Genomic DNA, 13,688 nt, shown 5'->3' with positions numbered 1-13,688 from the left:
CCTCTACACCACTATGACTTACCATCGTGGTTTACCATTGGTTAAGTCTCTATAGAGCAAGGCACTGCAATGGCTTGGCTGGAATACGTGCTACCCCTGATCTTTTTATTCCCCATGGCAGCAATGGCGAGTATTGTCCTTGCCCTGCGCAGCCTTCACGATGCTCGCGTTCACTCCCCATTTAACGCCCCCCTTCATGAACCGGGCCAAGCGCTTCGCTACCGTCTGGACAAAGCTTTTTCCAGTCTATTTTTAAACGGCGCGTTGGGGCCGATTATCAGTCTCGCCCCGCTTGTTTATGGGATGGGGCGCATGCTGTTTGTCGAGCAACAAGACTGGGTCGAATGGGCATTGTATGGCCTGCTCAGCACCTTACTGGTACTAACGTTTTCATTGCTGTTAGTACGCGACTATCAGCGTATACGGCGCTTAAAATTAGGTTTAGCCTGTGAACTCGCTGTTGGTCAAGAGCTGGAGCGCTTAGTCCGCCCGGATGCGCATCCTTACTACGTGTTCCATGATGTTCCCACCGATAGCTTCACAATTGATCACGTCGTAGTCACGCCCAATGGGGTGTTTGTGGTAGAGACACGTGCAAGGACACTCCCTATCGGCACCGATGGCAATGAGCTCAATACCGTTGCGGTGGAGCGCGAGCGGTTGCGTTTTCCACATTGGCAAGAGCGACGGCCGCTATATAAAACACGCCAAGGGGTTAGTTGGCTGGCCCACTGGCTCGAGCGTCGCTGTGGCGTGGCTGTTCCCGTACGAGGCGTACTGGTGCTGCCGGGTTGGAAAATAGATAACAGCGAAGCCGCCCCTGATATTATGGTGGTGAGCGGCGATACCCTTGCAAAGCAGATAACCGAGCTAACGCCAGGCCCACTCAATGACGCCATCCATGACAAGGTCATTAATATTCTGCTTGAGCGCGCTAAGCTGATGGAGTTGAAGCACCTAAGCCAACCTTCAGTTTAAGTGCCCTCCTTTCAATCGCCGCGTAGTCGGCCGCCCATCTCCTGGGCCAAGTCCACCGCATAGTGGTCTGTCATCCCACCAATAAAGTCCAGCATTCGCCGATAGCTATCGTAGAGTGACCAAGATGGCAGAGGGGTGTTTTCACCGATCAGGGCCAGTACACGCTGGTGTTTAAACGATGAGCGCCCTGTGTGATGAAGCTCATGTGCAGCGCCAATAAAGGCTTCCAGCAGAATACCCAGCGTCGTATAGGCACCAATTTCCAGCTTTGCCTTACGTTCATTCTGGAAAATGCGCTCTCGAGCCAACTGCTTCGCCGCCTGAACGCCCCACCCCAAGTCAGGGTGACATAGTTCTAACAGATCATCACTGAGCGTGCCATTCAGCAGAGCCTGTTCATGCTGCACAAATACCGCACCGACATCATTAACCGCACGCTCCATGGCAGCGCCTCGCAGCAGTGCAATACGGCGACGCTGGGACACGTTACGAGCTTGCATATCGGCATACTCGGGCGGAAACTCTCCGGCAATTTGGCGTAGTATTTCGACGACTTCTTCATAGCGAAGGATGCCCATCTCCAAACCATCCTCCAGATCCAGCAGGGCATAGCAAATATCATCTGCAGCCTCGACCAGCCACGCCAGCGGATGACGACACCAGCGCTGCTCGCCTTGGGGCAACAATCCCACCGCTTCAGCCACCTCTTTGAGCAGCGCTTGCTCGGACTGGTAAGCGCCGAACTTACCCGCCCGGCCGCTGTAGCGAACCGTCCAGGGGTATTTAAGCAGCGCACCCAGGGTAGCCGCCGATAGCCGCATACCGCCATTAAACTGGTTATATTCAATCTGCGTTATCACCCGAAAGCCCTGAGCGTTACCCTCATAGGTCAACAGATCTTCTCGTTCAGCGTCTGACAGCCCTGCTAACAAGCCACTGCTCTGCGCACGCTGAAACCAGTCGCGAATAGCGTACTCACCTGCATGGCCAAAAGGGGGATTACCAATGTCATGGCCCAGGCATGCCGTCTGCACGATGACGCCAAGATCAGCCGGCGTTATCCATTCAGGTAAGCGATCATGTAATAGCTCGCCCACGATCATACCCAAAGAACGACCTACACAGCCAACTTCAAGCGAGTGAGTCAAGCGAGTATGGATATGATCGTTTTCGGTCAGCGGATGCACCTGCGTCTTGCGCCCAAGACGTCTGAACGAACCGGAAAAAACAATTCGGTCGTGATCTTTATGAAACGGGCTACGACCAATTTCACGGGTGCTTGTTGAGCGTTGATCGTGAAGACGACGTGGGGAAAGTAACTGTTCCCAGCGCATCTGAGTCATGGGCATTCCTCCTTGAGGAGTGCATTTTGCCATAAAAAAAACCCCCAAGGCGTTAGCCCTGGAGGTTTTTTGGTATAGGTGCCTGACGATGACCTACTCTCGCATGGGGAGACCCCACACTACCATCGGCGCTAAGCGGTTTCACTTCTGAGTTCGGCAAGGGATCAGGTGGTTCACGCGTGCTATGGTCGTCAGGCGTAACTGGCTATGTACATCATGCTGACTGTTTTTAACTCAATTGTGTGCGTCTTATCGCCTGCCGCCCTTACGTTATGTCGTTTGGGCCACACGCTGCGTATCCGGCATTCATCAACGTCATCATCACGACCAGACCCCTTGGGTGTTATAGGGTCAAGCCTCACGGGCCATTAGTACACGTTAGCTCAACGCCTTGCAGCGCTTCCACACCGTGCCTATCAACCAGCTGGTCTCGCTGGGCCCTTCAGGAGGCTCTAGGCCTCAGGGATGTCTCATCTTGAAGGGGGCTTCCCGCTTAGATGCTTTCAGCGGTTATCCCGTCCGACCATAGCTACCCGGCAATGCCACTGGCGTGACAACCGGAACACCAGAGGGTCGTCCACTCCGGTCCTCTCGTACTAGGAGCAGCCCTTCTCAAACATCCAACGCCCACGGCAGATAGGGACCGAACTGTCTCACGACGTTCTAAACCCAGCTCGCGTACCACTTTAAATGGCGAACAGCCATACCCTTGGGACCGACTTCAGCCCCAGGATGTGATGAGCCGACATCGAGGTGCCAAACACCGCCGTCGATGTGAACTCTTGGGCGGTATCAGCCTGTTATCCCCGGAGTACCTTTTATCCGTTGAGCGATGGCCCTTCCATACAGAACCACCGGATCACTAGAACCTGCTTTCGCACCTGCTCGACGTGTCTGTCTCGCAGTCAAGCACCCTTATGCTCTTGCACTCAATGCACGATGTCCGACCGTGCTGAGGGTACCTTCGTGCTCCTCCGTTACTCTTTAGGAGGAGACCGCCCCAGTCAAACTACCCACCACACACTGTCCTCGATCCGGATAACGGACCTGAGTGAGAACGCCAATGATGCCAGGCTGGTATTTCAAGGTTGGCTCCGCCCGAACTGGCGTCCGAGTTTCAAAGCCTCCCAGCTATCCTACACAGGCAACATCAGCGTCCAGTGTGAAGCTATAGTAAAGGTTCACGGGGTCTTTCCGTCTAGCCGCGGGTACACCGCATCTTCACGGCGATTTCAATTTCACTGAGTCTCGGGTGGAGACAGCGTGGCCATCATTACGCCATTCGTGCAGGTCGGAACTTACCCGACAAGGAATTTCGCTACCTTAGGACCGTTATAGTTACGGCCGCCGTTTACCGGGGCTTCAATCAAGAGCTTCGCCTTGCGGCTAACACCATCATTTAACCTTCCGGCACCGGGCAGGCGTCACACCCTATACGTCCGCTTGCGCGTTAGCAGAGTGCTGTGTTTTTAATAAACAGTTGCAGCCACCTGGTATCTTCGACCGGTTCGGGCTTAGAGAGCAAGTCTCATCACCCTACGCCGGCGTGCCTTCTCCCGAAGTTACGGCACCATTTTGCCTAGTTCCTTCACCCGAGTTCTCTCAAGCGCCTTGGGATTCTCACCCTGACCACCTGTGTCGGTTTGGGGTACGGTCGCACATGATCTGAAGCTTAGAGGCTTTTCCTGGAAGCGTGGCATCAGTGACTTCCTGACCGTGGTCAGTTCGTTTCGTGTCTCGGCCTTAAAGGATCCCGGATTTACCTAAGATCCCAGCCTACTCACTTTCACCAGGACAACCAACGCCTGGCTCACCTAGCCTTCTTCGTCCCCCCATCGCAACCATGTCCGGTACGGGAATATTGACCCGTTTCCCATCGACTACGCCTTTCGGCCTCGCCTTAGGGGCCGACTCACTCTGCTCCGATTAGCGTCGAACAGAAACCCTTGGTCTTCCGGCGAGGGAGTTTTTCACTCCCTTTATCGTTACTCATGTCAGCATTCGCACTCGTGATACCTCCAGCAGACTTCTCAATCCACCTTCATTGGCGTACACGACGCTCCTCTACCGCTCATCCAAAGGATGAACCCGTAGCTTCGGTACCTGGTTTAGCCCCGTTACATCTTCCGCGCAGGCCGACTCGACTAGTGAGCTATTACGCTTTCTTTAAAGGATGGCTGCTTCTAAGCCAACCTCCTAGCTGTCTAAGCCTTCCCACATCGTTTCCCACTTAACCAGGATTTCGGGACCTTAGCTGACGGTCTGGGTTGTTTCCCTTTTCACGACGGACGTTAGCACCCGCCGTGTGTCTCCCACGCGTTACTCACCGGTATTCGGAGTTTGCCTCGGGTTGGTAAGTCGGGATGACCCCCTAGCCGAAACAGTGCTCTACCCCCGGCGGTACTACGTGAGGCGCTACCTAAATAGCTTTCGAGGAGAACCAGCTATCTCCGAGCTTGATTAGCCTTTCACTCCGATCCACAAGTCATCCAAATCTTTTTCAACAGATCCTGGTTCGGGCCTCCAGTTGATGTTACTCAACCTTCACCCTGCTCATGGATAGATCGCTCGGTTTCGGGTCTATATCCAGCGACTGTGTCGCCCAGTTAAGACTCGGTTTCCCTACGGCTCCCCTATACGGTTAACCTCGCCACTGAATATAAGTCGCTGACCCATTATACAAAAGGTACGCAGTCACAGAACAAGTCTGCTCCTACTGCTTGTACGCACACGGTTTCAGGATCTATTTCACTCCCCTCTCCGGGGTTCTTTTCGCCTTTCCCTCACGGTACTGGTTCACTATCGGTCAGTCAGGAGTATTTAGCCTTGGAGGATGGTCCCCCCGTCTTCAGTCAAGGTTTCTCGTGCCCCGACCTACTCGATTTCACATGATCAGATTTTCGACTACGGGGCTATCACCCGCTACGGCCAGACTTCCCAATCTGTTCGCCTAATCATTCACATGCTTAAGGGCTGGTCCCCGTTCGCTCGCCGCTACTAGGGGAATCTCGGTTGATTTCTTTTCCTCAGGGTACTTAGATGTTTCAGTTCCCCTGGTTCGCCTCTTACACCTATGTATTCAGTGTAAGATACTGACCTTATGGTCAGTGGGTTTCCCCATTCAGAAATGTCCGGGTCACAGGTTGTTGCCACCTCACCGAACCTTATCGCAGGCTACCACGTCTTTCATCGCCTCTGACTGCCTAGGCATCCACCGTGTGCGCTTAATTGCTTGACCCTATAACCCGAAGGAGTCTGGATGTCGCAATAATCACGTTTCAATTTGCCGGATACGCTGACGCGTATCACAATTTAAGACCACTTCTTGCGAAGTGTTCTTGTCAGCATGATATACATTGTTAAAGAGCGGCTGTTCAATGAACAGTGATAAAGCGGTGCTATAACGACAGCAACAGCGACTTATCAATGGTCACGAAACATTCACAAACGGTATTGAGGGTTAAACAGAGTAGTAACGTAATGGTGGAGCCAAGCGGGATCGAACCGCTGACCTCCTGCGTGCAAGGCAGGCGCTCTCCCAGCTGAGCTATGGCCCCATCGAGTCACTCTTTTTAGTCACATTCACCTCTGGCCAATTTTATTTAGCGCAAGGCATTTTATGACGACACATAGCCTGCTATGCGAGGTATAAAATAACGCAGCGATAGATAAAATTTGGTGGGTCTGGGCAGACTTGAACTGCCGACCTCACCCTTATCAGGGGTGCGCTCTAACCAACTGAGCTACAGACCCAAGAGGGGATCGTGCCTTTACCGTTTGCTCTATATCTGATCAGGTAATTCATTGTGGACGCTTACTAACGCGTGACGCATCGTTTAAGGAGGTGATCCAGCCGCAGGTTCCCCTACGGCTACCTTGTTACGACTTCACCCCAGTCATGAACCACACCGTGGTGATCGCCCTCTTGCGTTAGGCTAACCACTTCTGGTGCAGTCCACTCCCATGGTGTGACGGGCGGTGTGTACAAGGCCCGGGAACGTATTCACCGTGACATTCTGATTCACGATTACTAGCGATTCCGACTTCACGGAGTCGAGTTGCAGACTCCGATCCGGACTGAGACCGGCTTTAAGGGATTCGCTGACTCTCGCGAGCTCGCAGCCCTTTGTACCGGCCATTGTAGCACGTGTGTAGCCCTACCCGTAAGGGCCATGATGACTTGACGTCGTCCCCACCTTCCTCCGGTTTGTCACCGGCAGTCTCCTTAGAGTTCCCGACATTACTCGCTGGCAAATAAGGACAAGGGTTGCGCTCGTTACGGGACTTAACCCAACATTTCACAACACGAGCTGACGACAGCCATGCAGCACCTGTCTTACAGTTCCCGAAGGCACACCAGAATCTCTTCCGGCTTCTGTAGATGTCAAGGGTAGGTAAGGTTCTTCGCGTTGCATCGAATTAAACCACATGCTCCACCGCTTGTGCGGGCCCCCGTCAATTCATTTGAGTTTTAACCTTGCGGCCGTACTCCCCAGGCGGTCGACTTATCGCGTTAACTTCGCCACAAAGTGCTCTAGGCACCCAACGGCTGGTCGACATCGTTTACGGCGTGGACTACCAGGGTATCTAATCCTGTTTGCTACCCACGCTTTCGCACCTCAGTGTCAGTGTCAGTCCAGAAGGCCGCCTTCGCCACTGGTATTCCTCCCGATCTCTACGCATTTCACCGCTACACCGGGAATTCTACCTTCCTCTCCTGCACTCTAGCCTGACAGTTCCGGATGCCGTTCCCAGGTTGAGCCCGGGGCTTTCACAACCGGCTTATCAAGCCACCTACGCGCGCTTTACGCCCAGTAATTCCGATTAACGCTTGCACCCTCCGTATTACCGCGGCTGCTGGCACGGAGTTAGCCGGTGCTTCTTCTGCGAGTGATGTCTTTCCTGGCGGGTATTAACCACCAGGCGTTCTTCCTCGCTGAAAGTGCTTTACAACCCGAGGGCCTTCTTCACACACGCGGCATGGCTGGATCAGGGTTGCCCCCATTGTCCAATATTCCCCACTGCTGCCTCCCGTAGGAGTTCGGGCCGTGTCTCAGTCCCGATGTGGCTGATCATCCTCTCAGACCAGCTACGGATCGTTGCCTTGGTGAGCCTTTACCTCACCAACTAGCTAATCCGACATAGGCTCATCCAATAGCGGGAGCCAAAGCCCCCTTTCTCCCGTAGGACGTATGCGGTATTAGCCTGGGTTTCCCCAGGTTATCCCCCACTACCGGGCAGATTCCTATGCATTACTCACCCGTCCGCCGCTCGTCAGCATCTAGCAAGCTAGATCTGTTACCGCTCGACTTGCATGTGTTAGGCCTGCCGCCAGCGTTCAATCTGAGCCATGATCAAACTCTTCAGTTTAAGATCTATGCGGTTCTTACCTGCCACTCGAAAGCGACAGAAGCGAACCAAACTTGGCTCAAGGTTCAAACGAATTCATTCAAAACAGATTCCAAAGGACGAATCCTTTACAACCTTATTGCTTGAGTCGCTTGCCTTGATATTGGGTGATTTGTCACCAACGTCAGCAAGCGCCCACATGAATTACCTGATCAAATTGTTAAAGAGCTGTTTCGCTGGATAGTTACTGTGAAAGCAACCGGCCTGCCGTTGACTTGGCTTGCCGCAGCGAGGAAGGCGTATTCTACGCAGTTCCTAGTGTTTGTCAAGGGCGTTGTTTTCGATGTGATGCTGCTAACATCCAAAACCGCGAGCTATCGCAGAAACGGTAACTGTTTGACAAACCAAGGCTTTTACACCTCATTCACCGCTGGTAACGCTAGGCGTCCCCGGCAGCGGATGCGTACTTTACGGTTTCGCTGCCGGGTTGGCAAGGGCTGTTGTGAAAAATAAGCACAGAAAGTTCAAATAAGCGTCACACGGGCGTAACGTTTCTTACCCGCTTGGATAACATAGCTCTTACCTGTCGCCAGCATGGTGTCTTTGGCAACGACGTCGCCGTCGACTTTGACGCGGCCATTACCCAGCATATCTTTAGCCTGGGCGCTGTTGTTCGCAAGCGCTGCTCGATTGAGCACGGCCGCAATAGGAGCTTGCTCACTGCCTTCAAAATCAACCGTGACTTCTGGCAGGTCTTCCGGAAGCTCGCCATCGGCCAGTTGATTACCCGCAGACTTGTGCGCATTGGCTGCCGCTTCATCACCGTGGTAACGCGCAATTAGCTCCCGCGCCAGCTCCATCTTGATATCCCGCGGGTTCGCGCCCTGCTCAACGCTTTGCTTGAGCGCGTCAATCTCTTCGTTCGATTTCAAAGAGAGCAGCTCAAAGTAGCGCCACATTAAGCTATCCGGCATAGAGACCAGCTTATTGAACATGGAGCCAGGCGCTTCATCGACACCAATGTAGTTGCCCAGGGACTTCGACATCTTCTGTACGCCGTCCAACCCCTCCAACAGCGGCATGGTGATGACCACCTGGGGCTCCTGACCGAAGTGCTTTTGAATCTCACGCCCCATCAGCAGGTTGAACTTCTGGTCGGTACCGCCCAGCTCCACATCCGCTTCAAGCGCTACCGAGTCGTAACCTTGTACCAGGGGGTAGAGAAATTCGTGGATAGCAATGGATTGATTGGCTTTATAGCGCTTTTCAAAGTCATCCCGTTCCAGCATACGGGCGACGGTGCTTTGGGCAGCCAGCTCAATCATTTTAGCGGCGGAGAGCTCGCCAAACCATTCGGCGTTAAAGCGCACCTCGGTTTTCTCAGGGTCGAGTATTTTAAACACCTGCTCTTTATAAGTTTCGGCGTTGGCTTTCACGTCCTCTTCGGTGAGCGGTTTGCGCGTCACGTTCTTACCGGTAGGGTCACCAATACGCCCGGTAAAGTCACCGATCAAAAAGATAACCGTGTGCCCCAAATCCTGGAACTGGCGCATTTTGGTCAGCAACACGCTGTGCCCCAGGTGCAGATCAGGGGCTGTAGGATCAAAACCCGCTTTGATACGCAGTTTGCGGCCTGAAGCCAGCTTCTTTTTTAACTCATCCTCTATCAGGATTTCATGCGTACCGCGCGATAACAGCGCTAAAGCCTGATCCACCTCACTCATTGCCTCTCTCCACTATAAAGAACCGCCCCGACCGGGCTCAGGTGATAAATAGCCGACGATGTTACCATGCTCGCTCGCCTTGGTTGAGCCTTGGTTTAGCTCTCACCCTGGTTTAGTCTCAGCCTAGCTTTGTACGAGTCCGCTTATGAAAACGCCTACCGCTTCGCCGCTTTACTATATTGGCCTGATGTCCGGCACTAGTCTGGACGGTATTGATGCGGCACTTATCGCCATCGAAAAAGATTCGCCGCCGCGCCTGTTGGCTACCCGCGCCGAGCCAATGCCAGATGCGCTACATCACCAATTGTTCACCCTGTGCCATGCAGAGCAGGTCAGTTTTGCGCAACTCGCAGCAGCGGAACACGCGTTCTGCCAATGCCAGGCCCAAGCCGTGCAGCACTTATTAGCGCCACTTTCAGTGGGTGTAGAACAGATCAGTGCCATCGGCAGTCACGGCCAAACCATCGAGCACGCCCCCGCAGGCCACGACGGTGGCCCGAGCTATACTTTACAGCTGGACAACCCCAGTCTGTTGGCAGAGCTCACCGGCTGCACGGTGGTCGCCGATTTTCGCCGCCGAGACTTAGCCGCTGGCGGACAGGCTGCGCCGTTGGCACCGGCCTTTCATCAGGCGCTATTTGGACGAGCAGACGCGCATCAGTTGGTACTTAATTTAGGCGGCTTTGCCAATCTCACCTGGCTCTCTAGTCAGCCGAACGACCCGGTGATCGGTTTTGATACCGGACCCGCAAATGTTTTATTGGATGGCTGGTTTGCCTTGCACCAGGGCGGCCGCTTTGATCAGGACGGCGATTGGGCCGCTAGCGGAAAGGTAGATGAAGCGCTATTAGCCCGGTTGTTATCCGAACCGTTTTTCCAGCAGCCGCCGCCGAGAAGCACAGGGCGTGAGTTGTTCCATATGGATTGGCTAGGAAAACATCTCAGCGGGCAGGAAGCCGCCGCTGATGTGCAGGCGACGCTTGCAGAGCTCACCGCCGTTAGTGTCGCCCAGGGGATTGATCAGTTGCGGATCGATAGTGGCCCGCTCACCCTGATCACCGCTGGCGGCGGCGCTCACAACGGCTACTTAATGCAGCGCCTTGCCCATCATCTGCCTCGCGCCACGCTCACTTCGCCAGCGGCGTATGGTTGGCCTGAAGACTGGATAGAAGCCGGCGCCTTTGCCTGGCTGGCTCACCAGCGATTGAATCATCTGCCTGGCAACTTACCTTCGGTCACCGGTGCGCAGGGCCCGCGCGTGCTGGGCGGCATTTATGCTGCGTAGTTAAATATTAGTTAAGAGTAACGCTTAGTAATCGTCGCCATCGCGCAGCCCCAGATGGCTAGGCACCTGTTCATCTAGTGTGAGGTTACGCCCCTTGGCGTCACTGACGTTGAGCAGCATGCGTAGGTCGTTAGCCGAGTCGGCGTGGGCCATGGCCACTTCTCTACTGATATGCCCCGCCTGATGCAGGTCGTGCAACGCCTGATCGAAGGTCTGCATTCCGGCATCACGGGACTTGGCCATTGCTGCTTTAATCTCGGCGACGTCTCCTTTACGGATCAAGTCGGCAATGCGCGGCGACTGAAGCATGATCTCAATGGCCGCACGGCGCCCGCCCGCAAGCGTAGGTAGCAGTTGCTGGGCGACGACTGCACGCAGATTCAACGAAAGATCCATCCAGATCTGCTCATGGCGTTCATGGGGGAAGAAGTGAATGATGCGCTCCAGCGCCTGGTTAGCGTTATTGGCATGCAGTGTCGCCAGACAGAGATGGCCGGTTTCAGCAAACGTCAGCGCATGTTCCATGGTTTCCCGAGTGCGGATTTCACCAATCAGAATCACATCCGGCGCCTGGCGCAGGGTATTTTTTAGCGCCACCTCAAACGACTCGGTATCAATCCCCACTTCGCGTTGATTCACAATCGCGCGCTTATGCGGGTGCAGGTACTCGATAGGGTCTTCGATACTGATGATATGGCCGCCGACGGTCTCGTTGCGCTGCTGAATCATCGACGCCAGGGTTGTCGACTTCCCGGTTCCCGTGCCGCCTACCACCAGCACCAGCCCACGCTTGGCTTGGGCTAATTCAGTCAACTGCCCCGGTACGCCCAGCGCCTCCAGGCGAGGAATCTCAATCGCAATACTGCGCACCACCATCGCCATCTGGTTGCGCTGCTGGAAAGCACTGACCCGAAAACGCCCTTTGCCCTCGCGGCTGAGGGCAAAATTCGCCTCTCGCTCACTGGCAAAACGTTCCCGCAGCCCTTCCGGCAGCGTGTGGGTGACCAGCTCGTTGACCTGGTGGGCGGTTAAACGCTGCTGTCCCAACGGCACCAGCCCATCGGGCATTTTTAGGCTTGGCGGCGCACCCACGGAAATGAGTAAATCGGAAGCGTGCTGCTCGACCATGATATCGAGCAGTTGGTGCAGCCACTGGGTGGGCGAAAGCTCGACAGATGGCGTTTGAGTTGAGCTGTCTTTATTCATCTTTTATCGCCAGCGTTCCCTTCGCACTCAGCTGCGCCTCTTCCAAACTTACGGTACCGTCTTTCACTAACCGCGACAGCTCGGCATCCAGGGTTTGCATGCCCAGGCTGCCGCCGGTTTGAATGGCCGAGTAGATCTGCGCCACTTTGTCTTCGCGGATCAAGTTGCGCACGGCAGAAGTGGCAATGAGGATTTCGTGGGCCGCTACGCGACCACCGCCCTGACGTTTAAGCAGCGACTGCGACACCACCGCCTGGAGCGATTCCGATAACATGGAACGCACCATGGCTTTTTCTTCGCCGGGAAACACATCGATGATCCGGTCGATTGTCTTGGCGGCAGAGGTGGTATGCAGCGTTCCCAGCACCAGATGGCCGGTTTCAGCCGCGGTCAGCGCTAAACGGATGGTCTCCAGATCACGCAGCTCGCCGACCAGGATCACATCCGGGTCTTCACGTAGCGCGCTACGCAACGCATCGGCAAAGCTATGGGTGTCGCGGTGCACTTCGCGTTGGTTTATCAAACAGCGCTTGCTGGCGTGGACAAACTCGACGGGGTCTTCAATGGTAAGAATATGCTCGTAACGATGATCGTTAATGTAATCGATCATCGCGGCCAGCGTGGTGCTTTTACCCGACCCCGTTGGCCCAGTCACCAGCACTAGGCCTCGCGGCAACATTGCCAAGCGCTCGAACACCTCACCGAGCCCCAGGGCTTGCATGGAGAGCACTTGATTAGGGATGGTGCGAAACACAGCCCCCGCCCCGCGCGCTTGCGTAAAGGCGTTCACGCGGAAGCGGGCAATCCCAGGCACTTCAAAGGAAAAATCAATTTCCAGGTGCTCTTCGTAGTCGCGCCGCTGGCGATCATTCATGATGTCGTAGATCAATTTGCGCACATCGTTATTATCGATAGCGGGCACATTGAGCCGACGAATGTCGCCATCAACACGTATCATGGGCGGCAAACCGGCCGAAAGGTGCAAGTCAGAAGCATTCTGCTTTGCCGAGAATGCTAGCAGTTCGGTAATATCCATCTCTCTTCCCAGCTGCGGTAAGGTGCTTGAGTATGACAGACATCGCGCTTAACGAGTCACTCGGCCATTCATACGCCCATGCGCGTGAACGCCTGCGTAATGCATTAGAAAACGCGGGGCGCGCTCAGGGTGCAGCCAAGCTATTGGCGGTCAGTAAAACCAAGCCCGCGGCGATGATTCGTCAGGTTTGGCAGCTGGGTCAGCGTGAATTCGGTGAAAACTATTTGCAAGAAGCGCTGGAAAAGCAGACCGAGCTTACCGACCTTGAAGGCATTGTATGGCATTTCATTGGCCCCCTGCAGTCCAACAAAACCCGCTCTGTGGCCGAGCACTTTGACTGGGTGCACAGCGTCGACCGGCTAAAAATAGCCAAACGCCTTAGCGAACAGCGCCCAACGCACCTTGCGCCACTTAATATCTGCCTGCAGGTTAATATCAGCCGCGAAGAGAGCAAAGCCGGCGTAATGCCCGAGGCGTTAGAGGAATTAGCCAAAGAAGTCGCCACGCTACCTAATCTGCGCCTGCGCGGCTTAATGGCGATCCCCGCCCCGGCAGAGGGTATCGACGCCCAGCGCCAGCCTCTGGCAGCGCTGCGCGAGGCGTTCACCGCTTTACAAAACAGCTTGCCAGATGCGCCTCTTGATACGCTCTCGATGGGCATGAGCGACGATTTAGAAGCAGCGGTACTGGAAGGCGCCACGCTGGTGCGTTTGGGCACCGCCATTTTCGGTGCTCGCCCATCGGCTTAGACGAAAAGTAGCGCACTT

The 13,688-nt window shown here is 54.8% G+C and carries 7 protein-coding genes, 2 tRNA genes and 3 rRNA genes; 3 read left to right on the top strand and 9 right to left on the bottom strand.

All coding sequences use genetic code 11. The features are described 5' to 3' along the window. Window positions 1-69 precede the first annotated feature (69 nt). Window positions 70-978 carry a nuclease-related domain-containing protein gene (locus QEN58_RS01750; RefSeq protein ID WP_280105481.1) on the top strand — a complete coding sequence of 303 codons (909 nt, stop codon included), beginning with the start codon at window positions 70-72 and terminating at the stop codon, window positions 976-978. 11 nt (window positions 979-989) lie between these two features. Here QEN58_RS01750 and QEN58_RS01745 read toward each other — a convergent pair whose 3' ends face one another. From QEN58_RS01745 to tyrS, 7 genes are all read right to left on the bottom strand, one after another. After that, a complete protein-coding gene (locus tag QEN58_RS01745) occupies window positions 990-2,321 on the bottom strand; it encodes a deoxyguanosinetriphosphate triphosphohydrolase (protein ID WP_280105480.1) in 1,332 nt (443 codons plus the stop codon). Between the two features lie 80 nt (window positions 2,322-2,401). Beyond that, window positions 2,402-2,517, bottom strand: a 5S ribosomal RNA gene (gene rrf / locus QEN58_RS01740). Between the two features lie 151 nt (window positions 2,518-2,668). Next, window positions 2,669-5,559: ribosomal RNA gene (locus QEN58_RS01735) — 23S ribosomal RNA — on the bottom strand. Window positions 5,560-5,802: 243 nt separating this feature from the next. Continuing rightward, window positions 5,803-5,878 (bottom strand) — tRNA-Ala (locus QEN58_RS01730). A gap of 119 nt (window positions 5,879-5,997) precedes the next feature. Next, window positions 5,998-6,074 (bottom strand) — tRNA-Ile (locus tag QEN58_RS01725). Between the two features lie 84 nt (window positions 6,075-6,158). After that, window positions 6,159-7,691, bottom strand: a 16S ribosomal RNA gene (locus tag QEN58_RS01720). The 16S, 23S and 5S rRNA genes sit together here with 2 tRNA genes alongside, the layout of an rRNA operon. 503 nt (window positions 7,692-8,194) lie before the next feature. Continuing rightward, window positions 8,195-9,394, bottom strand: a complete 1,200-nt coding sequence (gene tyrS, locus QEN58_RS01715) for a tyrosine--tRNA ligase (RefSeq protein ID WP_280105479.1) — start codon at window positions 9,392-9,394, stop codon at window positions 8,195-8,197. A 145-nt stretch (window positions 9,395-9,539) separates the two neighbouring features. Between tyrS and QEN58_RS01710 the strand changes: the two genes are divergently transcribed. Next, complete coding sequence (locus tag QEN58_RS01710) at window positions 9,540-10,679, top strand: anhydro-N-acetylmuramic acid kinase (RefSeq protein ID WP_280105478.1); 1,140 nt, start codon at window positions 9,540-9,542, stop codon at window positions 10,677-10,679. Between the two features lie 24 nt (window positions 10,680-10,703). Here the strand turns inward: QEN58_RS01710 and QEN58_RS01705 are convergent, their stop codons facing one another. Both QEN58_RS01705 and QEN58_RS01700 read right to left on the bottom strand, forming a co-directional pair. Continuing rightward, the gene (locus tag QEN58_RS01705; protein WP_280105477.1) at window positions 10,704-11,885 is read right to left on the bottom strand and encodes a PilT/PilU family type 4a pilus ATPase; all 1,182 of its coding nucleotides are present in this window, start codon (window positions 11,883-11,885) and stop codon (window positions 10,704-10,706) included. Continuing rightward, complete coding sequence (locus tag QEN58_RS01700; RefSeq protein WP_280105476.1) at window positions 11,878-12,921, bottom strand: type IV pilus twitching motility protein PilT; 1,044 nt, start codon at window positions 12,919-12,921, stop codon at window positions 11,878-11,880. Before QEN58_RS01700 ends, QEN58_RS01705 begins: the two co-directional genes overlap by 8 nt. Window positions 12,922-12,953: 32 nt before the next feature. Between QEN58_RS01700 and QEN58_RS01695 the strand changes: the two genes are divergently transcribed. Next, complete coding sequence (locus tag QEN58_RS01695; RefSeq protein ID WP_280105475.1) at window positions 12,954-13,670, top strand: YggS family pyridoxal phosphate-dependent enzyme; 717 nt, start codon at window positions 12,954-12,956, stop codon at window positions 13,668-13,670. Window positions 13,671-13,688: the final 18 nt, after the last annotated feature.

It is taken from the genome of Halomonas alkaliantarctica (assembly GCF_029854215.1).
GTDB lineage: Bacteria > Pseudomonadota > Gammaproteobacteria > Pseudomonadales > Halomonadaceae > Vreelandella > Vreelandella alkaliantarctica_A.
Note: the sequence above shows the minus strand (reverse complement) of the source record. Positions and strands in the feature narration are given on the sequence as shown.

Bases quoted from the DNA above. Each gene is read 5' to 3' on its own strand.
- QEN58_RS01710 (WP_280105478.1), top strand. From the start codon at position 9,540: ATGAAAACGCCTACCGCTTCGCCGCTTTACTATATTGGCCTGATGTCC.
- tyrS (WP_280105479.1), bottom strand. From the start codon at position 9,394: ATGAGTGAGGTGGATCAGGCTTTAGCGCTGTTATCGCGCGGTACGCAT.
- QEN58_RS01750 (WP_280105481.1), top strand. From the start codon at position 70: ATGGCTTGGCTGGAATACGTGCTACCCCTGATCTTTTTATTCCCCATG.
- QEN58_RS01695 (WP_280105475.1), top strand. From the start codon at position 12,954: ATGACAGACATCGCGCTTAACGAGTCACTCGGCCATTCATACGCCCAT.
- QEN58_RS01745 (WP_280105480.1), bottom strand. From the start codon at position 2,321: ATGACTCAGATGCGCTGGGAACAGTTACTTTCCCCACGTCGTCTTCAC.
- QEN58_RS01705 (WP_280105477.1), bottom strand. From the start codon at position 11,885: ATGAATAAAGACAGCTCAACTCAAACGCCATCTGTCGAGCTTTCGCCC.
- QEN58_RS01700 (WP_280105476.1), bottom strand. From the start codon at position 12,921: ATGGATATTACCGAACTGCTAGCATTCTCGGCAAAGCAGAATGCTTCT.